At 57.6% G+C, this 20,485-nt stretch carries 18 protein-coding genes; 14 read left to right on the top strand and 4 right to left on the bottom strand.

From position 1 onward, the window contains the following. Nucleotides 1-26: 26 nt before the first annotated feature. The 7 genes from NYE85_RS22090 (at nucleotide 27) to ppnP (ending at nucleotide 5,669) form a co-directional block, all read left to right on the top strand. Entirely contained in the window at nucleotides 27-425 is a 399-nt protein-coding gene (locus NYE85_RS22090) for a nuclear transport factor 2 family protein (protein ID WP_259006840.1), read from the top strand. A 59-nt stretch (nucleotides 426-484) separates the two neighbouring features. Continuing rightward, a complete protein-coding gene (locus tag NYE85_RS22085) occupies nucleotides 485-679 on the top strand; it encodes a YaiA family protein (protein ID WP_259006839.1) in 195 nt (64 codons plus the stop codon). A 284-nt stretch (nucleotides 680-963) separates the two neighbouring features. Then, on the top strand, nucleotides 964-1,737 hold the full coding sequence (locus NYE85_RS22080) for an IclR family transcriptional regulator (RefSeq protein ID WP_259006838.1): 774 nt from the start codon (nucleotides 964-966) through the stop codon (nucleotides 1,735-1,737). A 215-nt stretch (nucleotides 1,738-1,952) separates the two neighbouring features. Then, nucleotides 1,953-3,521 (top strand): OPT/YSL family transporter, encoded by a 1,569-nt coding sequence (locus tag NYE85_RS22075; RefSeq protein ID WP_259006837.1) that lies wholly within the window; start codon nucleotides 1,953-1,955, stop codon nucleotides 3,519-3,521. Between the two features lie 36 nt (nucleotides 3,522-3,557). Continuing rightward, nucleotides 3,558-4,487 (top strand): DUF1177 domain-containing protein, encoded by a 930-nt coding sequence (locus NYE85_RS22070; RefSeq protein ID WP_259006836.1) that lies wholly within the window; start codon nucleotides 3,558-3,560, stop codon nucleotides 4,485-4,487. Nucleotides 4,488-4,489: 2 nt separating this feature from the next. Beyond that, nucleotides 4,490-5,167, top strand: coding sequence for an AroM family protein (locus NYE85_RS22065; protein ID WP_259006835.1), 678 nt, complete (start codon nucleotides 4,490-4,492; stop codon nucleotides 5,165-5,167). 211 nt (nucleotides 5,168-5,378) lie between these two features. Then, nucleotides 5,379-5,669, top strand: a complete 291-nt coding sequence (gene ppnP / locus NYE85_RS22060) for a pyrimidine/purine nucleoside phosphorylase (protein ID WP_259006834.1) — start codon at nucleotides 5,379-5,381, stop codon at nucleotides 5,667-5,669. Nucleotides 5,670-5,728: 59 nt separating this feature from the next. Here ppnP and rdgC read toward each other — a convergent pair whose 3' ends face one another. Further along, nucleotides 5,729-6,640: a recombination-associated protein RdgC gene (gene rdgC, locus NYE85_RS22055; protein WP_259006833.1), complete on the bottom strand. Its 912-nt coding sequence runs from the start codon at nucleotides 6,638-6,640 to the stop codon at nucleotides 5,729-5,731. Between the two features lie 174 nt (nucleotides 6,641-6,814). On the opposite strand from rdgC, the gene mak reads away from it, so the two are divergent. Next, nucleotides 6,815-7,723 (top strand): fructokinase, encoded by a 909-nt coding sequence (mak, locus tag NYE85_RS22050; protein WP_259006832.1) that lies wholly within the window; start codon nucleotides 6,815-6,817, stop codon nucleotides 7,721-7,723. Between the two features lie 168 nt (nucleotides 7,724-7,891). On the opposite strand, the gene sbcC is transcribed toward mak, so the two are convergent. Further along, nucleotides 7,892-11,149, bottom strand: a complete 3,258-nt coding sequence (sbcC, locus tag NYE85_RS22045; protein ID WP_259006831.1) for an exonuclease subunit SbcC — start codon at nucleotides 11,147-11,149, stop codon at nucleotides 7,892-7,894. After that, complete coding sequence (gene sbcD, locus NYE85_RS22040; RefSeq protein WP_259006830.1) at nucleotides 11,146-12,372, bottom strand: exonuclease subunit SbcD; 1,227 nt, start codon at nucleotides 12,370-12,372, stop codon at nucleotides 11,146-11,148. The genes sbcC and sbcD overlap by 4 nt, the downstream gene beginning before the upstream one ends. A 211-nt stretch (nucleotides 12,373-12,583) precedes the next feature. Here sbcD and phoB point away from each other — a divergent pair, with 211 nt between their 5' ends. The 6 genes from phoB (at nucleotide 12,584) to proY (ending at nucleotide 20,163) form a co-directional block, all read left to right on the top strand. Then, nucleotides 12,584-13,273: a phosphate response regulator transcription factor PhoB gene (gene phoB, locus NYE85_RS22035; protein ID WP_004954725.1), complete on the top strand. Its 690-nt coding sequence runs from the start codon at nucleotides 12,584-12,586 to the stop codon at nucleotides 13,271-13,273. Nucleotides 13,274-13,297: 24 nt separating this feature from the next. Beyond that, nucleotides 13,298-14,614 (top strand): phosphate regulon sensor histidine kinase PhoR, encoded by a 1,317-nt coding sequence (gene phoR, locus NYE85_RS22030; RefSeq protein WP_259006829.1) that lies wholly within the window; start codon nucleotides 13,298-13,300, stop codon nucleotides 14,612-14,614. A gap of 16 nt (nucleotides 14,615-14,630) precedes the next feature. After that, nucleotides 14,631-15,566 carry a PstS family phosphate ABC transporter substrate-binding protein gene (locus NYE85_RS22025; RefSeq protein ID WP_259006828.1) on the top strand — a complete coding sequence of 312 codons (936 nt, stop codon included), beginning with the start codon at nucleotides 14,631-14,633 and terminating at the stop codon, nucleotides 15,564-15,566. 251 nt (nucleotides 15,567-15,817) lie between these two features. After that, nucleotides 15,818-16,924: a cobalamin-independent methionine synthase II family protein gene (locus tag NYE85_RS22020; protein ID WP_259006827.1), complete on the top strand. Its 1,107-nt coding sequence runs from the start codon at nucleotides 15,818-15,820 to the stop codon at nucleotides 16,922-16,924. A gap of 448 nt (nucleotides 16,925-17,372) precedes the next feature. After that, nucleotides 17,373-18,692 (top strand): branched-chain amino acid transport system II carrier protein, encoded by a 1,320-nt coding sequence (gene brnQ / locus NYE85_RS22015; RefSeq protein WP_259006826.1) that lies wholly within the window; start codon nucleotides 17,373-17,375, stop codon nucleotides 18,690-18,692. 70 nt (nucleotides 18,693-18,762) lie between these two features. After that, nucleotides 18,763-20,163: a proline-specific permease ProY gene (gene proY / locus NYE85_RS22010; RefSeq protein WP_259006825.1), complete on the top strand. Its 1,401-nt coding sequence runs from the start codon at nucleotides 18,763-18,765 to the stop codon at nucleotides 20,161-20,163. Between the two features lie 32 nt (nucleotides 20,164-20,195). Here the strand turns inward: proY and NYE85_RS22005 are convergent, their stop codons facing one another. Beyond that, nucleotides 20,196-20,453, bottom strand: coding sequence for a hypothetical protein (locus NYE85_RS22005; RefSeq protein WP_259006824.1), 258 nt, complete (start codon nucleotides 20,451-20,453; stop codon nucleotides 20,196-20,198). Between the last annotated feature and the right edge of the window lie 32 nt (nucleotides 20,454-20,485).

Raw genomic sequence — 20,485 nt, 5'->3', positions numbered from 1 at the left:
CCTATCCCAGTCTAACGGAGTTTGCCATGCCGACATCTACCCCTTCAGAAATCGTGGTTCGCGCTTTGCAGCAGGTGGTGGCCAGTCCTGAACATCAACCCGCGGTTATTGCCGATTTTTTCAGCCAGGACTACCAGCAGCAGGTGGATGGCCATACCCTGGATTATGCACAGTTCGTGCAGCATATGGCGTTGCTGAAGCAGCAGACGCGCAGTATGCGGCTCAACGTGCTGGCGCTGGCGGAACAGGGTGAAACGGTGCTGACCCACCACCGGGTGGTGGTGGAAAAACGCGATGGTAGCCGCAGTGTGGTGCAGGTCTTGGCCCAATTTACGCTCTGCGCCGGGCGAATCGTTCGCTGCGACGAGTTGACGCGTCTGCTGTCGGGCGACAGCGCCGATCGTGATTTGGGCGCGCGCTGCTGACTGGCGCAACGCGGTGATTGTCTATACTTAGCGACAGGTTAATCACACAGGAGAGCGATATGCCACAGAAACCTCCCTATCCAAGACAGGCTCGTATCGTTGCGGTCGACAAGGGCGAGCAGGGCAGTCAGGTTCGCTGGTATGAATTGCGCGCGGATTTTCCGAAGCCCGATACGCTGATCAGTGAGCATGAGACGGAACAGGAAGCCAATGATGCCAAACGACGTTACGAGGATAAAGAATTAGGCGAATAAGCTGCCTGATGTATTGCAGAACCGGCATTCGCCGGTTCATTTTATCGCTTGGCCAAGGTAATGAATCAGTACGATCCTCTGCTTATATTGGTTATAAGCGCATATCCCCAGCAATCCAGCCGCAATATTTGCGCGATCTCTGTTGAATTTTATTTTCAGAAGCATCATTCGCTATAAATCAACTGCACGGAAAATAACAAACTGCTTGACGATAAACTGTGCGAGTTTTAGTTTTCTAATTATCGAACAGGAACCAGGTTCCATATAGTGGAACAGGAAGCGCAATGACGACGTTGGAAAATGCCGCCGCGGTATTAAAACTGTTTTCGCGACAGAGCATGACGCATGGCCAGCCGGGCATTTCTTTTAGCGATGTGGTTCAACAGCTGGCGTTGCCGAAGAGTACCGTTTCGCGACTGCTGCAAACTATGGAAAACCAGGGGTTGCTTGAGCGCGATGCGCAAAATCGCCTGTATAAAATCGGCCGGTTGTTGCTGGCGGTAAGCAGCCATTATCTGTCGACGCCGATGGTCGACAACGCTGCGGCAGGCATGGTGCAACTCAGTGGCTTGACCCGCTGTACCGGCTATATTTCGATGCTGGACGGCAGCGAAATCGTGGTGATGCGCGTATTTCCCGGCCGGCATTTTTTGCAGGTGGTGACGCCGGTCGGCAGCCGCTCGCCGGCGGCGGAAACCTCGGTTGGCCGAGCGCTGCTGGCGCGTGAAGATGATGCACAGGTGGCCGCGCGCTTTGCCGCCGGCTATCAGGTGGCGTCACCCAATGCGCCACAAACGCTGGCGGCATTACTGCAAAAATTAGGGCAGATCCGCCAGCAGGGCTGGTCCCTGGCACGTAATGAAACCTTGCAGGGCATCAGCTCGCTGGCCACCACGGTGACCAACAAGCATCGCAGCGAAACCGTCGGGCTGTGTTTGTCTTTCCCGACCCAGAGCGTCGAACAGCCGTTTGCCGCCGAAGTATTATTAGAATTAATGACAGTTTCACGGCAATTGGCAGAAAAACTCGGTGATGATTATTGGCGCCAGATCCCATAGCGCGTCGAACATGCCTTTTTCCGATATTCTAAATTATTGGCGCTAATACCAGGGCATTTGCCAACGATTTAACGATTAAAATAATACGTATTTTGTTGGGATGGTAATAACGCAATCAAGTTATTCGCAGTCCCATATATTGGAACTGCGCTGGTTGCTTATTGCCATAAATATCTCTTTTCGCTGTTGCAGGGTTATTCAGGGGAAATGACATAATGAAGCCAAATACCACACTCAATCCGTTGCGGGATATCGGCACGCTGTTGGTGATGGTGGCGCTGTCGGTGATTGGCGCAATTATCGGCGTGCAGCTTATTACCACGCTCGGCGTGACGCCGAATACGTCGATTATTGGTGCGCTGCTGGCCATGCTGCTGGCACGTCTGCCGTTGCAGATCTTCCAGCGTTATCGCTCGGTGCATACGCAGAATCTGGCGCAGACGGTGATCTCTTCCGCCACCTTTGGCGCGGCCAACAGCTTGCTGATGCCGATTGCCGTACCCTATGTGATGGGGCAACCGCAGCTGATCCTGCCAATGTTCTGCGGCGTGGCAGCGGCAATGCTGCTGGACGCCTATCTGTTATACCGCCTGTTCGATACCAAAGTGTTCCCGGCCGCCAATGCCTGGCCACCGGGCGTGGCGGCGGCGGAAGCCATCAAGGCCGGTGACCGGGGAGGCAAACAGGCTTGGCTGCTGGTGGTTGGCGTAGCGATCGGCATTGCCGGCTCGATGCTGAAGATCCCGATGGCGGCGTTTGGCACCGCGTTTATCGGCAATATCTGGGCGCTCGGCATGTTCGGCGTGGGCCTGCTGCTGCGCGCCTATGCCGAACCGATGGCCGGTGTTGATATCAATGCGCTGTATATTCCCCACGGCGTGATGGTAGGCGCCGGGCTGGTGGCGCTGATCCAGGTGGTACAGGTGATTCGCAACAAGCGACTCGACCTCGGTACCAGCCACACGCAGCCGGATAGCGAGGTGCGCAAGGCGCTGGGCCTCGGCGCCGTGGGGTACGTGACGATCGCCGCGCTGCTGGCGCTGGCGGGCGGATTGTACAGCGAAATGTCATTGACCATGCTGGCACTATTTGTGATTTACGCCGCCTTTGCCGCCTTTGTGCATGAATTGATCGTCGGCATCGCGGCGATGCATTCCGGCTGGTTCCCGGCGTTCGCCGTAGCGCTGATTACCCTGATTATCGGCATTTTGATCGGTTTCCCGCCGTTGGCGCTGTGTATTCTGACCGGCTTTACCGCCGCAACCGGGCCGGCGTTTGCGGATATGGGCTTTGATCTAAAGGCCGGTTTTATCCTGCGCGGGCACGGCAAAGATCTGCAACAGGAGCTGTTGGGGCGGCGTATTCAATTGGGCGCGGCGTTGATTGCCTTTGTGGTAGCCATTCCGGTGGTGTACTTCTCCTACAGCAGCTATTTCTTGCAGGATTTGGTGCCGCCGGTGGCGCGGGTGTATGCCAAAACCATCGAGGCCGGCGCCCAGCCGGGGATCGCCTGGAGCCTGTTGATATGGGCGATTCCTGGCGCCATCGTACAGCTGGTCGGCGGGCCGAAGCGCCAGCTTGGCGTGCTGTTGGCCACCGGCTTGCTGATCAACAACGTCTTGGCCGGCTGGGCGGTGATCGTCGGGATCGCGCTGCGCATCCTGATTATCAAGCGCTGGGGAGACAAAGGCCGTACGCCAATGGAAATCATGGCCGCGGGCTTTATTGCCGGCGACGCCCTGTACAGCTTCTTTAACTCGCTGTTTGCCAGCAAGGGTAAATAACGCGCCCGTTACAACACTAGGTGAAAGGTTGACATTATGAGCTTGCAACAAACCCTACAGGTTTTTGAATTAATTGATAATGCCTTCGTCAGCGGCCAGGACGTGGTCGATCTGTTTGCCGGCTATCCCGGCGTTACGGCCACCACCCGGCGCGCCAGTGGACCGAAAGGCTCGACCGACTTCGTACGTATCGACATCCCCGGCAGCGCCGGCAAAAGCCAGGGAGGCGATGCGCCAACCCTGGGCATTGTCGGTCGTTTGGGCGGCATTGGCGCCCGGCCGACGCGCATTGGGCTGGTTTCCGACGGCGACGGTGCGATTGCCGCCATCAGCAGTGCGTTGAAGCTGGCCGAGATGCAGCGCAAGGGGGATGTGCTGGCGGGCGACGTAGTGGTTACCACCCATATTTGCCCGAATGCGCCGACCCGACCGCACGATCCGGTGGATTTTATGGATTCGCCGATCGATGACGTCACGATGAATGATAATGAAGTGGTGGCAGAAGCCGATGCGATCCTGTCAATCGACACCACCAAGGGCAACCGCATCATCAATCACAAAGGTTACGCGCTTTCTCCGACGGTGAAAGAGGGTTATATCCTGCGGGTGGCGGAAGATCTGCTGCGTATTATGGAGATGACCAGCGGTCGCCCGGCGGTGACCTTCCCGATCACCACGCAGGACATTACGCCTTACGGCAATGGCGTGCACCATCTCAACAGCATTCTGCAACCGTCGACCGCCACCGACGCACCGGTGGTCGGCGTGGCGATTTGCAGCGAATCGGTGGTACCTGGCTGCGGTACCGGTGCCAGCCACGAAGTGGACATTGCGCTGACCGTCAAGTTTGCGGTGGAAGTGGCGAAGGAATTCGGCCGCGGAACCTGCCGTTTTTACGACGCCGATGAATATGCCCGGCTGCTGTCGCTGTACGGTAGCCTGAGCCACCTGCAAAAGAGGAAATAATCATGAGCGCTTCGTTTGCCACCCTGACTATCGGCCAGGCGCCGCGCAGTGACATCATGCCATTGCTTTCTGCCTACCTGCCCGAATCCTCGGCGACGCACATTGGGCTGTTGGACGGCCTGTCTGCGGAGCAGGTGGCAGCGGGTTATGCACCGCAGCCCGGAGAAAAACGGCTGGTGACGCGCCTGCTGGACGGTTCGCAGGTAACACTGGCCGCCGCACGCGTGGAGCAGGGGTTGCAGCAGAAAATCCGCGAGCTGGAACGGCAGGGGTGTGAGGTGATCCTGCTGCTGTGCACCGGCGAATTTGGTCATTTGCAGGCCGAACAGGCGTTGTTACTGGAGCCGGATCGCATCATACCCCCGCTGATCGCCGCAATTGTCAGCCAGCATCGGGTGGGTATTGTGGTGCCGGTGGAGGAGCAAATTAACGAACAAGCTGGCAAGTGGCAGCAGTTGGCGACGCCGCCGTGCTTTGCCGTTGCCAGCCCCTATCTGGCCGACGAGGTGCGGCTGGAGCAGGCAGCCAATGCCTTGCAGCAGCAGGGGGCCGAGGTAGTGGTGCTGGATTGCATTGGCTATCACCAGCGGCACCGGGACTTTCTGCAGGCCCGGTTGGATATTCCGGTGTTGCTGTCCAACGTGCTGGTCGCCAAGCTGGCGGCAGAGCTAATTGACTGATTAAAAAAATAATAAAATCGCATCCTATCATCCGTTCGGGGCCGTCAGGCCCCGTTTTTTTATCTCGGGACGCAGGCTTTGTCGAGCGGTTTGCCAAACACAGCATTTTCTTCTGCGCGGCGATCGCATTTCACGTTGAAAACCAGTGACAGCATAGGCGCGATGCCCCAATATGGTTGTTCCACAAAGATAATTACGCGGGTGCAAGTCTATGCTGAATGTGAATGAGTATTTTGCCGGAAAAGTAAAATCAATCGGTTTCGACAGTAGCAGCATCGGTCGTACCAGCGTCGGAGTGATGGAAGAAGGGGAATACACCTTTGGGACTGCCCAGCCGGAAGAAATGACGGTGATTACCGGGGCGCTGAAGGTGCTGTTGCCGGGGGCGCCGGACTGGCAGGTATTTACGCCTGGCGAGAAGTTTTTTGTGCCGGGGCACAGTGAGTTCAACGTGCAGGTTGCCGACGCAACGGCCTATCTGTGCCGCTATTTGAGCAAATAAACCCGCAGTTAATGGCAAGGGGCTCGCGATGCCGGGCCCCTGAGTGCCGTCAGGTCTGATTAACGCTGCGCCTCGCCGCCCAGTGCTTCAATAGTATTCTGAATCAATGCCGCCAGCTCGCTGGTCATCAAGATAAAATCAGCGTCGAAACGTTGAGCGAAGTCCTCGCGATCGATATCGTCGTTCTGTTCACGTAGCGCGTCGGCGAACTTCAGGCGTTTTAGCGAACCGTCGTCTGCAATCACCAACTGAATACGCTCTTGCCAATCCACGGCCAGCTTGGTGACCAGTTTGCCGGCTTCGATATGCACGGCAATTTCATCGCTGATCAGGTTCTGCTTCTTGCAACGGATCACTCCGCCGTCTTCCAGAATGGCTTTTAGCTCGGCTTCATCCTGAATGATAAAGCCGGCCGGCAGCTCACCAGAGCGCACCCACTCGGTCAGCGTCAGCTCAATCGGGCTTTCCATGGTCAGCGGTACCACCGGCAGCGAGCCCAGGCTCTTGCGCAGCAGCGCCAGGGTATCTTCTGCGCGTTTGGCGCTGGCGGCGTCAACCATGATCAGGCCGTTGACGGTATCGATCCACATATAGGTCTGGTTGAAGCGGCTGAATGCGCGCGGGAGCAGGCTGTGCAGCACTTCGTCCTTCAGCGCGTCCTTTTCGGTTTTCTTCAGCTTGCGGTGCTGTTCGCCTTCCAGCTTGTCGATTTTTGCCTGTAATTCCTGCTTGATAACCGGCGAAGGCAGAATTTTTTCTTCCTTGCGGGCGCAGATCACGATCTGGCCGTTGATCGCATGCGTCAGTGCATCACTGTGTGAACCCATTGGGGAGACCCAGCCGGTTTTCGCCATATCCTGGCTGCCGCACGGCGTAAAGGAAAATGCGCCAAGCTGTTTTTCCATTTCATCCGCGTTTAGCGCAACCTCGCGGCTTAAACGGTAAACCATCAAATTCTTAAACCACAGCATAAAGTTATCCCAGGCTGGGCGTGCTTTCCGCACGCTGATTCATCAAAAGCAGGGCGGCATGATACCCAATTGACGCTGAAAAATCGCCTCATTCCTCTGATTTGCGTGCGCGCAGCTATTGCGGCACACTCGGCGCAATATGATGAGTGTCAGCTGCGCATTGAGGAGAAAATCGTGCGGATTGGTATCGATTTGGGTGGAACGAAAGTTGAAGTAGTTGCTTTGGCGAATGACGGGCGCGAGCTGTTTCGTCACCGCATCGCCACGCCACGGGATGATTATCAACAGACGCTGCGCGCGATAACCGGGCTGGTCAATATGGCGGAAGATTACACCGGCGAACAGGGTTCGGTGGGCGTCGGCATTCCCGGAACGCTGTCGCCGTTCACCGGACTGGTGAAAAACGCCAACTCTACCTGGCTGAACGGCATGCCGCTGGATAAAGATCTGTCGGCAATGCTGCAACGCGAAGTCAGGCTGGCCAATGACGCCAACTGTCTGGCGGTTTCCGAGGCCACCGACGGCGCCGGTGCCGGCCAAAAAGTGGTGTTTGCGGTGATTGTCGGTACCGGTTGCGGGGCCGGCGTGGCGATTAATGGCCAGGTACATGCCGGCGGTAACGGTATTTCCGGCGAATGGGGGCATAACCCGTTGCCCTGGCTGGACGATGATGAACTACGCTATCGCGCCGCCGTGCCGTGTTACTGCGGTAAGCAGGGCTGCATCGAAACCTTTATTTCGGGAACCGGCTTCGCTACCGACTATGCGCGCCTGAGTGGGCGGTCGCTGACGGGGCAGCAAATCATGGCGCTGGCCGAGCAGCAGGATGCGCTGGCGGAACGGGCTATTGCCCGTTATGAAATGCGCCTGGCCAAGTCGCTGGCCCAGGCGATCAACCTGTTCGATCCGGACGTTATCGTCCTGGGAGGCGGCATGAGCAACGTGGAACGGCTGTATCAAACCGTACCGCAGCTGGTGAAACCCTGGGTATTCGGCGGCGAATGCGCAACGCCGATCCGCAAGGCGATTCATGGCGATTCCAGCGGCGTACGTGGCGCAGCCTGGCTGTGGCCACAACTGTAAACCGGCGTTTGGGGCTGGCGAGACCAGCCCTTTGCCCGGCAGGCGCTGGCCAGCCAGGCTATTGATCTTGCCGACGCTAGTGATGCAGGGCTGCGGCATTGCGGCCAACGGTGCCGGATAGCGTTTGGTCATCTCGCAGCCGTCGCGATCGCATTGCCATTTTACCGATCAGGGATGCTCCACCCGATATTGCGCCTCGAGGCGGCTGACCCCCAGGCCGTTGACCTTCTTCACTTTGATCTGCACTGGAATGCGTTCTTTCATTGCCTCGACGTGGCTGATCACGCCGATGGTTTTGCCGGAGGCGTTCAGGCTGTCGAGCGCATCCAGCGCGGTATCCAGCGTCTCGGCGTCCAGCGTGCCGAAACCTTCGTCCAGGAACAGGGAATCGATGCTGGTTTTATGGCTGACCAGATCGGACAACGCCAGCGCCAGCGCCAGGCTGACCAGGAAACTTTCGCCGCCGGACAGGGTGCGGGTATCGCGCAGCGCGTCGGCTTGCCAGGTATCCACCACCAGCAATTCCAGTGCGTCGCTGGTTTTGCGTTGCAGCAGGTAGCGGCCATGCAGCCGGCCAAGCTGGTTATTGGCCAGATACACCAGATGATCGAGCGTTAGCCCTTGCGCAAACTTGCGGAACTTGTCGCCTTCTTTTGAGCCGATCAACTGATTGAGCAGGCTCCAGTCATCGTACTGCTGCTGGCTTTGGGCGATTTGTGCCAGTAGCGCCTGCTGGTCGTTGCGGCGCAGGGCGTCGCTTTGCAACTGATGGCGCAGCTCGCCCTGGCGGAACTGCAGCATCTTCAATTGTTGCAGTAATGCCTGTTGCCGGGCGGCCAGCGCCTCGCCGTCGCTCTGCGGGTCGTCAAGCGCGTTCGGCCGCTGTTGTTGCTGCTGTTCCAGCGTCTGTATCGCCTGCGCCAGCAGTGCGTCGGCCTCGACGCGACGTTGCAGCAGGTGTTCCTTGTGCTGTTGCAGTCGTTGGCGTTCGGCATCGTCCAGCAAGGCGGCGCTGAAGGCGGCCTCGTCGGTGAATTCGCTGGCGGCCAGCCCCTGCTGCCACCGCGTTTGCGCGTGTTGCAGGCGTTCGGCCAACTGCGCCAACTGCTGCTGCAGCCCGGCCAACTGGCCGGTCAGACGATCCCGTTGTTCCTGTGCCTGCTGCAAGCGCTCGGCGGCCTGGTTGCAGCTCAGCTCGTCGGCGGCTTGCCGTACCCGCAGGTTTTCGCGTACCTGCGCGACCTGCTGCTCGCCGAACAGCGCCAGCCGTTGCGCGCGTAGCGTCGCGTGTTGTTCCTGCGCCTGTTGCCATTGCTGTTGCAGCCGTTGTTGCTGACGTTGCGTTTCAGCGAGGTTTTTTTCCAGCAGGTTGAAACGTTCGTTGAGCAGGGCGGACTGCTGTTCGGCCTGCTGCTGCTGTGTTTGCAGCGTGGCCAACGCGTCCTTGGCCTGCTGTACCGCCAATGCAGCCTGTTCATGCTGCGTCAATAGCTGACCGCCTTCACGCTCTTGATTTTCACAGTCGTCCAGCCAGTCGTGCAGACGTTGGCTATCCTGCAAACCGAAGCTGAATGCCAGCGTGGCGGTCAATTGCTGCCAGCGCTGCTGATGCGCCGTCAACTGCTGTTCATCCTGGGTGATGGCCAGCTGTTGGCGCTGTTGCTGTTGCCTGAGGCTGTCATGGCGAGCGCGCAGCTCAACGCCCTGCTTGTAAACGATCTCGGTCTGCGCCTTGATGCCGTCCAGCCGTTGGGCGGTTTCCGACGGTTGCAGCGTTTCGTAATGGCCGATCGACGGATGGCTGGTTGAACCGCACAGTGGGCAGGGTTCACCGGGTTGCAGACGACGGCGCTCGGCTTCCAGACTGACGATCTGCTGTTCCAGTCTCAGCGTTTTTTCGACTTCCTGCTCAAGCGCTTTCTGCTGTTGGTAGAGCTGGCGGGCCTGCTCCAGCTGTGGCTCCAACTGGCTCAGTTGCTGCTGACCATCATTGAGCTCCTGTCGTTGCTGTTGCAGCCGTTGGCTGATCTGCTGGCTCAGCGTCGAGAGGCTGTAGAGCTGTTGGCGCGTCGGACGCAGTTCGCCGAGCTGGTTTAAACGCTGACGCAGCGTTGCCAGTGGCGTTTGCGCCTCCAGTGCCTGTTGCCGTTGCTGCTGCGTTGCCAGCAACTGGCTCAGGCTAACCAGTCTGCCTTGATGCTGCTCCACCTGCGCCACCAACTGGCTGCGTTCGGCGTTGATGGCTGCCAGCGTCCGTTGCTGCTGCGCGCATTGCCGCTCGGCGTCGTCGAGCGTTTGGCGCAGTTCGTGACGATTTTTTTCTAGTTGAGCAATCTGGTGATCGAGGGGTACCACCTGCTCATCGATCAGTTGCTGTTGCTGCTGGCGCTGTAGCGCCTGTTTTTGCAGCTCGGATCGCGCCTGCTCCAGCGCCCGTTGCAGCGGCGCCAACGCGGCGTTGTGCTGCTGGCGTTGTTGCTCAAGTTGGGCAATCTGCTGTTGCAGCGCCTGATGTTCGCTGTGGCAGCGCTGATGTTCGTTGAACAACGGTCGCAATTTCTCTGCCGGTTCGCTGCGCGCCAGCGCCTGCAACTGTGGTTCGGCCTGGTGCTGTTGCTGCTGCACCTCGCTCAGCCGTTGTTGATATTCCTGCTGTTTGTGCTGCGCCTGCTGCCATTGTTGCAGCCAGTTCAGCGCCTGTTGAGCCTGCTGCGCCTGTTGGTTCAGGGCGGTTTCTTCGCTGCGTAATGCGTTGAGCTGGTTTTCCAGCCGTTGGCGCTGTTCATCGCCCAGCAGCTCTATACCGCTGGCGCGCTGTTGCAGGGCGTCGAGATCAAGCCGTGCCTGTTTGTGCTGTTCAAACACCCGTTCTGACAGCTGGCCATAAATCTCGGTGCCGGTCAGCTCCTCCAGCAGTTCGGCGCGATCGTTGGCATCGGCGTTGAGAAACGCGGCAAACTGCCCTTGAGACAGCATCATTGACTTGGTAAAACGGCCAAAATCCAATCCGGTGATGGCGGCAATCAGCTCCAGCTTGTCGCGCACCTTGTCGGCGACGATCTTGCCGTCGGCCAGCAGCGCCAGCTCCACTTTGGGCGCCTGCAGGTTGCCGTTCGGATCGTTTTTGGCCCGCCGCTGGCTCCAGAAAGCGCGATAGCCGACGCCTTTCACTTCGAACTCCACTTCGGCCAGCGATTCGGCGGTGTGGCGCGTCATCAGTTCATTTTGGCTGGGGGAAACCTGCAGTCGCGGCGTTTGGTGATACAGAGCCAGACACACCGCGTCGAGCAGGGTGGTTTTCCCGGCGCCGGTCGGGCCGGTAATGGCGAACAGGCCATTGCTGGCAAAGGGTTCGCTGCTGAAGTCAATTTTCCATTCGCCCTGCAGCGAGTTGAGGTTTTTTAGCCGTAAGCTCAAGATTTTCATGCCGAAGGCTCCTGTTGCTGCACCGCGTCCACCGATTGGCGGAACATTTCACGCATTCGCTCGCGGCGGGGTTCGGCCAATTCGGTTTCCAGCGCCAACCGGCGCTCAAATACCTCGTTGACGCTCAGCTCGTTCAGCGTCTCTTTGTCCTGGCGGTCAATCACCTGGCGGCGCTGTTCTTTGCTACGCCGCAGCACCACCACCTCCACCGGCAGTTCATCCGTCAGGTGCTGGATGCGCCGCTGGATATCGCTGAGATAATCCTGTGTCGCTACCTCGATATCCAGCCATACCGGCAATTCGCCCTGATAAGCGGCGAACTGCTGCAACTGGCGCTCAATTTGTGGCAAATCCCCCTTGATTAACTGCATTGGCTGGACGCAGGGGATCTCCAGCTGCGTAATCTGACGCAACGCGCCGTCGGCAAAATCCACCATAAACACGCTTTTGGCGTTACCCAGTTCGTCGAAACTGAGCGGGATAGGCGAACCGCTGTAGCGGATGTGTTTGCTCTTCGCCACGATCTGCGCACGGTGGATATGGCCAAGCGCGATATAATCCGCGGGTGGGAAGGCCTGTGCCGGAAAGGCGTCGAGTGTGCCGATATAAATATCGCGCACCGAGTCAGAAGTGGTGACGCCAACGGTGGTCAGGTGGCCGGTGGCGACGATCGGCAGTGCGCCGCCGAGCGCATCACGGCGCGCACAGGCGGCCTGATACAGCCTGTGATAATGTTCGGCAATCGCTTCCTGCAACGCTGCCTGTTTCTGGGAGCCGGATTCACCGGCCCGGCTGAGCAGCAGATCGCGCGGGCGTAAAAAGGGAATCGCGCACAGCACCGCGCCGGGGCGGCCGTCACGTTGATTCAGTACCACGATCTGCCGGTCGGGTTCGCATTGTGCATTGGCGATCACGGTAGTATTCAAGCAGGATAATAATTCACGCGATTCGTTCAGCGTCGCTACGGAATCATGATTGCCGCCCAGCACCACCAACTGGCAACCGGTGCGCTGCAGTTCCACCACGAAACGGTTATACAGTTCGCGGGCGTAGCTAGGCGGTGAACCGGTATCGAACAGATCGCCGGCAACGATCAGCGCGTCTACCTGCCGTTGGTCGATCTGTTCAATCAGCCAGCGCAAAAATGCCTGATGTTCGGCGGCGCGGCTTTTGGTGAAGAAATGTTGGCCAAGATGCCAGTCAGAGGTGTGTATCAGGCGCATGTTTCTACCGCAGCGTAAAAAATGTTGCGATGATTATAAGGGCAGAGGAACAAAAAAGGGTTTTTCTACACGCTCGAATTTGTCGCTATGCTTAGTGGCATTCATAAAGTGACTTTTACAACGCGGTTTATTTCATAAATCTGTCACAAAACTGACGCATAATGGCGCCCGCAATCAAATTGTGATCGCTAACACATTGGCAGGATTGACGATGGCAAGACGCATACTGGTGGTGGAAGATGAAGCGCCGATCCGTGAGATGGTGTGCTTTGTGTTGGAACAGAATGGTTACCAACCGTTGGAAGCCGAGGATTATGACAGCGCCGTGACGCGCCTGTCTGAGCCGTTCCCTGATTTGGTGTTACTCGACTGGATGCTGCCTGGCGGCTCCGGCATTCAATTTATCAAGCACATGAAGCGCGAGGCGCTGACCCGTGACATTCCGGTAATGATGCTGACCGCGCGCGGCGAAGAAGAAGATCGGGTGCGCGGCCTGGAGGTCGGTGCCGATGACTATATTACCAAACCGTTTTCCCCCAAGGAGCTGGTGGCGCGTATCAAGGCGGTGATGCGCCGCATTTCGCCGATGGCGGTAGAAGAGGTGATAGAAATGCAGGGCTTGAGCCTGGATCCTTCTTCACACCGGGTGATGGCCAACGAACTGGCTCTGGACATGGGACCAACCGAGTTCAAACTGCTGCATTTCTTCATGACCCATCCAGAACGTGTCTACAGCCGCGAGCAGTTGCTTAATCACGTCTGGGGCACTAACGTTTATGTGGAAGATCGTACCGTTGACGTGCATATTCGCCGGCTGCGAAAGGCGCTGGAGACCAGTGGTCATGACAAGATGGTTCAAACCGTTCGGGGCACCGGTTACCGGTTCTCAACGCGCTATTAAACGCGCCGTACCGGAGAACATAACGTGCTAGAACGCCTTTCCTGGAAGAGGCTGGCTTTGGAGCTGGCCCTTTTCTGTTTGCCCGCGCTGTTGCTGGGCCTGATTTTCGGTTATCTGTCCTGGTGGCTGCTGGCGGCAGTTCTGGCGGCGCTGATGTGGAACTTCTATAACCAGCTCAAGCTTTCGCACTGGCTATGGGTCGACCGCAGCATGACGCCGCCGCCCGGCCGTTGGAGCTGGGAACCGCTGTTTTATGGTCTTTACCAGATGCAGCAACGCAACCGCCGGCGTCGGCGTGAACTGGCCTTGCTGATCAAGCGTTTTCGCAGCGGTGCCGAGTCGTTACCCGATGCGGTAGTCATGACCACCGAAGAGGGGAATATCTTCTGGTGTAACGGACTGGCGCAGCATTTGCTGGGCTTCCGCTGGCCGGAAGACAACGGCCAGCATATTCTCAACCTGCTGCGTTATCCTGAATTCAGCAGCTATTTGCAGCAGCAAGAGTTCTCGCGCCCGCTGACGCTGCAACTCAATAATGAACATTACGTTGAGTTTCGCGTCATGCCCTATTCGGAAGGGCAGCTGTTAATGGTTGCACGCGACGTTACCCAGATGCGTCAGCTCGAAGGTGCCCGGCGCAACTTCTTTGCCAACGTCAGCCACGAATTGCGCACGCCGTTAACCGTGCTGCAAGGCTATCTGGAAATGATGAGCGACCAGGAGATGGACGGCTCGCTGCGCAGCAAGGCGCTGAGTACCATGCAGGAACAGACCCGGCGTATGGACGGGCTGGTGAAACAGTTGCTGACGCTTTCGCGCATCGAGGCGGCGCCGATCGTCGACATGAACGAAAAGGTCGATGTGCCGTTGATGCTGCGGGTATTGCAGCGCGAAGCCCAGTCGCTGAGCGGCGGTAATCACCAGATCACCTTCCGGGTGAACGATGGGTTGAAAGTGTTTGGCAACGAGGATCAGCTGCGCAGCGCGGTATCCAACCTGGTGTACAACGCGGTAAATCACACGCCGACCGGTACCCATATCGAAGTCAGCTGGCAACAGACGCCGCACGGCGCACAGTTCCAGGTCAGCGATAACGGGCCGGGGATTGCCGCCGAGCATATCCCGCGTCTGACCGAACGTTTTTATCGCGTCGACAAGGCGCGTTCCCGCCAGACCGGCGGCAGCGGATTGGGGCTGGCGATCGTCAAGCACGCGCTGGGCCACCACGATGCGCGGCTGGAGGTGCTTAGTGAACCGGGCAGCGGCACACGTTTCATTTTTACCTTGCCTAACCGGTTGATTGTTCCTGCGGCTTTGTCAGAGAATGCGCTGAAACATTAACGCGTGAGGCGAAGTGATGCGATTGTCCCGAGGAGTGTGGCTCTGCCTGACGCTGCTGTTCAGCCATGGCGTGTTGGCGCAGCCGGGCGGCATGCTGGCGGGTAATTTGTCCAGCGCCGGCTCTGATACGCTGGCCAATCTGATGGCGCTGTGGGCGCAGGATTTCAGCCAGCATTATCCCAACGTTAATCTGCAGATTCAGGCGGCCGGGTCCTCGACCGCACCGACGGCGCTGGCTGCGGGGGCCGCGCAACTGGGGCCGATGAGTCGGCCGATGAAGGCAGCCGAACTGGCGGCCTTTGAACATCGTTACGGCTACGCGCCGCTGGCGGTGCCGGTAGCGGTGGATGCGCTGGTGGTATTGGTGCATCAGGACAACCCGCTACGCGGCCTTAATCTGCGTCAACTCGATCAGATTTTCTCCGCCACCCGCCGCTGTGGCGAAGCGCAGCCGCTGCAACGCTGGGGCCAGCTTGGCCTGAGCGGTGATTGGGCGCAGCGCAGTATGCAGCGCTTTGGTCGCAACTCTGCGTCTGGCACTTACGGCTATTTCAAACTGCGCGCCCTGTGCGGCGGCGATTTCTTGGCGCGGGTGAATGAATTGCCCGGTTCCGCATCGGTGGTGCAGGCGGTGGCCGGATCGCTTAACGGCGTGGGGTATGCCAGTATTGGATTCCGTGCCAGCGGCGTGCGTTTATTGCCTTTGGCAGCCCGGGGCGAGGATTACATCGCGCCGACCGAAGACAACGTGCGCAACGGCAGTTATCCGCTGGCCCGTTACCTCTATATCTACATCAACAAAGCGCCTAACCGGCCGTTGGAACCGCTCACCGCCGCATTTCTCGATCGCGTATTGTCCGAGCAGGGGCAAAACCTGGTGAACCACGACGGCTATCTGCCGTTACCGCCAACGACCCTGCATAAAACGCGCAGCCTGCTGGGGCTGAAATAAACCTCGGCCCGCTGTCGACGGGCCGGCAATAGACCATCCTCCCGCCGTCAATCACCGACGCGACACATCAAAATGAATTTTCTTCAAGGTTGATGAAAATTTTTCCGTTGCCGCGGTGCGTGGCACATGACAGGATTAATCCAGAAGTTTAGATGTCTGGATGTCTAATTATAACCCAGCGTAATAATTCAATCTGTAAATCATTAAAGCGAGCGGTTGTTAGCGCTTGTCTGTAACCGGGAGTCAAAATCATGTGCCAATGTCACCACGCTTTTCACGCCGACGTTGTCGGTAGCCTGCTGCGCCCTGCGGCGCTAAAAACCGCGCGCCAGCAGTACCAGCGTGGCGAAATCGATGCCGCCGCGCTGCGTACGGTGGAAGACGAGCAGATTCGCCTGGCGGTAGATGCGCAGCGGGCACTCGGTTTGGCGGTGGTCACCGACGGTGAGTTCCGCCGGGCGTGGTGGCATTTTGATTTCCTGGAAGGTCTGGACGGTGTAGAAGGCTACGATGCCAACCAGGGCATCCAGTTCAATGGCGTGCAAACCAAAGCGCGCAGTATCAAAGTGGTTGGCAAACTGGGCTTTAACCCACAGCACCCGATGTTGGCAGATTTTCGTTACTTGCAGACGATCGCCGGTGACGCAGTGCCGAAGATGACCATACCCAGCCCGAGTGTGCTGCATTTTCGCGGTGGACGCCAGGCGATCGATAGCCAGATCTACCCGCAGCTGGATGCGTATTTTGCCGATTTGGCGCAAACCTATCGTGACGCGATCGCGGCATTTTATGCGGCCGGCTGCCGTTATTTGCAACTGGATGACACGGTGTGGGCGTATTTGTGCTCCGAGGATCAACGACGCCAGATCCGCGAACGTGGCGAAGATCCGGATCAATTGGCGCGGATTTACGCCGAGGTGCTGAATGCGGCGATCGCCGACAAACCGCAGGATCTGACCATTGGTCTGCACGTGTGTCGTGGCAACTTCCGTTCAACCTGGATTTCAGAGGGCGGTTACGAGCCGGTAGCGGAGATCCTGTTCGGCCAGGTGAATATCGATGCCTTCTTCCTGGAATATGACAATGAACGCTCCGGCGGGTTTGAACCGCTGCGCTTTATCAAACCTGGCCACCAGCAGGTGGTATTGGGGTTGATCACCACCAAGAACGGTGAGCTGGAAAACCCCGAGCAGGTGAAGCAACGGCTGGAGGAGGCCGCACAGTTTGTCGACCGCCGCCAGCTGTGCCTCAGCACACAATGTGGCTTTGCCTCGACGGAAGAGGGTAATAGTCTGAGCGAACAGCAGCAGTGGGACAAGCTGCGTAGCGTGGTTAACATTGCCGGGCAGGTTTGGTAAGCGCGGAAAGAGGCGTTAACGCCGCGCGAAAAACCGCCATAAAATGGCATTTGCGCGCGGCCAGACGGTATTTGTTTCACGTTTTGTGAGTTGACTGATTAAAAATGATACAAATCATGTAGGGCATATTTCCATATGACCGACATGATCGACTAGTGGTGAAAGATTGTCTGGTCAATAGCTCTGCTTTTTGTCGTACGTATTGCCTTTTGGCGCTATAAACGATTTACTTACCCTCCGTTGTTGGATGAATCCTCCATTTTATAACTTCTAAAACTCGCCAAACATCAACAGTGGTTACTTCTGCATTAAGGATGAAACGCCGGGAATTGTGCGTTTTTCGACCTTGCTGCGCTGTGATGTCATGGCATGCCAACAACCGGATGGAGGCACTACGCCGCCATGCTAGCGAACTTTTTTTTCATTTGAACAGGCAACACGACATCGTATGAGTCATCGTTTAACGTCAAGAGATATTCTGGCATTGGGGTTTATGACCTTTGCCTTATTCGTCGGCGCCGGGAACATCATTTTCCCGCCGATGGTAGGTTTGCAGTCTGGTGAACACGTCTGGACCGCGGCACTCGGCTTCCTGATTACCGCCGTGGGCCTACCGGTGATTACGGTGATCGCATTGGCGCGCGTTGGCGGCGGGATTGACGCCCTCAGCACGCCAATCGGTCGTAAGGCCGGCCTGCTGCTGGCTACCGTCTGCTACCTGGCCGTCGGCCCGCTGTTCGCCATTCCGCGTACCGCAACCGTTTCTTTTGAAGTGGGCATCGCACCGTTGACCGGTGACGGCGCTACGCCACTGTTTATCTATAGCGTGGTCTATTTTGCGCTGGTGGTGGCCATCTCTCTCTATCCAGGGCGACTGCTTGATACCGTGGGCCATATTCTGGCGCCGCTGAAGATTGTCGCATTAGGCGCGCTGGGCGTTGCTGCACTGCTGTGGCCGGCGGGTTCGCCGGTCCCGGCTATCGACATCTATCAGAACGTGCCGTTCTCCTCGGGTTTCGTCAATGGCTATCTGACCATGGATACCCTGGGCGCGATGGTCTTCGGCATCGTGATTGTCAACGCAGCCCGCTCGCGTGGGGTGAAAGACGCCGGATTGCTGACCCGTTACACCATTTTCGCCGGTCTGATCGCCGGTATCGGCCTGACGCTGGTTTACCTGAGCCTGTTCAAACTGGGCTCCGGCAGTGGGGCGCTGGTGCCTGACGCCACCAATGGTGCGGTGATCCTGCACGCTTACGTGCAAAATACCTTCGGTGGTCTGGGCAGTTTCTTCCTGGCGGCGCTGATTTTCATTGCCTGTATGGTCACTGCGGTGGGCCTGACCTGCGCCTGTGCAGAATTCTTTGCGCAATATCTGCCGTTTTCCTACAAGACGCTGGTGTTCATTTTGGGCCTGTTCTCAATGCTGGTGTCCAACCTCGGTCTGAGTCATCTGATCCAGATTTCCATTCCGGTGCTGACCGCCATCTATCCGCCATGCATCGTACTGGTGGTGTTGAGCTTCACGTTGCGGATGTGGCACAGCGCGCCACGTATTGTTGCACCGGTGATGCTCATCAGCCTGTTGTTTGGTATCCTTGACGCCGTGAAGGCATCCAGCCTCCAGCATCTGCTGCCGGCGTGGAGCACACACCTGCCGCTGGCTGAACAGGGGCTGGCCTGGTTGCCACCGTCGCTGTTGATGCTGGTATTGGCCGCCATTTACGATCGGGTTTGTACGCGCGCTGAAGTCACCGCGCATCAATAACCTAGCGGTCAGAGTTTTGGGCCACGGACTCGTCCGTGGCTTTTTTGCGTATAAGAAGACAGGTCTTTAAATGCAACAGGAAACATCCTCCACCCCACCGGCCAACAAGCTCAAGCGTGGCCTCAGTACGCGTCATATTCGTTTTATGGCGCTCGGCTCGGCAATTGGCACCGGGCTGTTTTACGGCTCGGCGGACGCTATCCGCATGGCTGGCCCCAGCGTACTGCTGGCGTATCTGATCGGCGGTATCGTCGCGTTCATCATCATGCGCGCACTGGGCGAGATGTCGGTCAACAATCCGCAGGCCAGTTCATTTTCGCGCTACGCGCAGGATTATCTTGGCCCGATGGCCGGCTATATCACCGGCTGGACCTACTGTTTTGAAATTCTGATAGTCGCCATTGCCGACGTTACCGCGTTCGGCATTTATATGGGCGTCTGGTTCCCGGAGGTGCCGCACTGGATCTGGGTATTGAGCGTAGTGCTGATCATTGGTGCCATCAATCTGATGAGCGTCAAGGTGTTCGGTGAACTGGAGTTCTGGTTTTCGTTCTTTAAAGTCGCCACCATCATCATCATGATCGCTGCCGGTATCGGCATCATCGTCTGGGGTATCGGCAATGGGGGCCAGGCTACCGGCATCCACAACCTATGGAGCAATGGCGGCTTCTTCAGCAATGGTTTTATCGGCATGATTTTGTCGCTGCAACTGGTGATGTTTGCCTATGGTGGCATTGAAATTATCGGTATTACCGCCGGTGAAGCCAAGGATCCGAAGAAATCGATCCCGAAAGCCATCAACTCGGTGCCGTGGCGTATTCTGGTGTTCTACGTCGGCACGCTGTTCGTGATCATGTCGATTTATCCGTGGAACCAGGTGGGAACCAACGGCAGCCCGTTCGTGCTGACCTTCCAGCACATGGGGATCACCGTCGCTGCCGGCATTCTCAATTTTGTGGTGATCACTGCGTCGTTGTCAGCGATTAACAGCGATGTGTTTGGCGTGGGCCGCATGCTGCACGGCATGGCCGAGCAGGGCCACGCGCCGAAAATGTTCAGCACGGTTTCCAAACGCGGCATTCCATGGGTTACGGTAGTGGTGATGATGGCGGCGCTGCTGATTGCGGTCTACCTCAACTACATCATGCCGGAAAGCGTGTTCCTGGTGATTGCATCGCTAGCCACCTTTGCCACCGTCTGGGTATGGATCATGATCCTGTGTTCGCAGATTGCCTTCCGTCGCAGTTTAAGCAAAGAACAGGTGAGGAAGCTTGAGTTTCCGCTGCGCGGTGGGGTGTTCACCGCAGCAGTCGCCATCGCGTTCCTGGTGTTCATCATTGGTCTTATCGGCTACTTCCCAACCACCCGCGTGTCGTTGTACGCCGGCCTGGTGTGGGTGGTCTTGCTGTTGGCAGGCTACTACTTCAAGGTCAGCCGCCAGAAAAAGCGGGCGCAGCTGGCGCAGGACTAACCTTCAAACACCGGTCTCGTGCCGGTGTTTTTTTAGCGCTGCGGGTCTGCCTCGTCGTCTCTGCCAGAGACGCGTGCTTCGGTCGCTATTGCGTCATCACTCTCTTCTTCATCGCGTGCACAGCGCGACAGTGCTTCACGGATATCCTGCATATTGCTGCTTATCGCGCTCAGCGCCGGCTGCAATGCGCTGTTCATGCGAGCTTCGTCCAGTCTGGCGCTGTGCAGACAACCGACAAACAGCAAGGTTGACAGCATGATCAATAAACGGTGTTTAAGGTATTTCGGCATCGGCGTACCTCGTGCAATGAGCCTGGTTGCTC

Source organism: Serratia sp. AKBS12 (assembly GCF_024793895.1).
GTDB lineage: Bacteria > Pseudomonadota > Gammaproteobacteria > Enterobacterales > Enterobacteriaceae > Serratia_F.
This window is presented reverse-complemented; position numbering and strand designations above follow the sequence as displayed.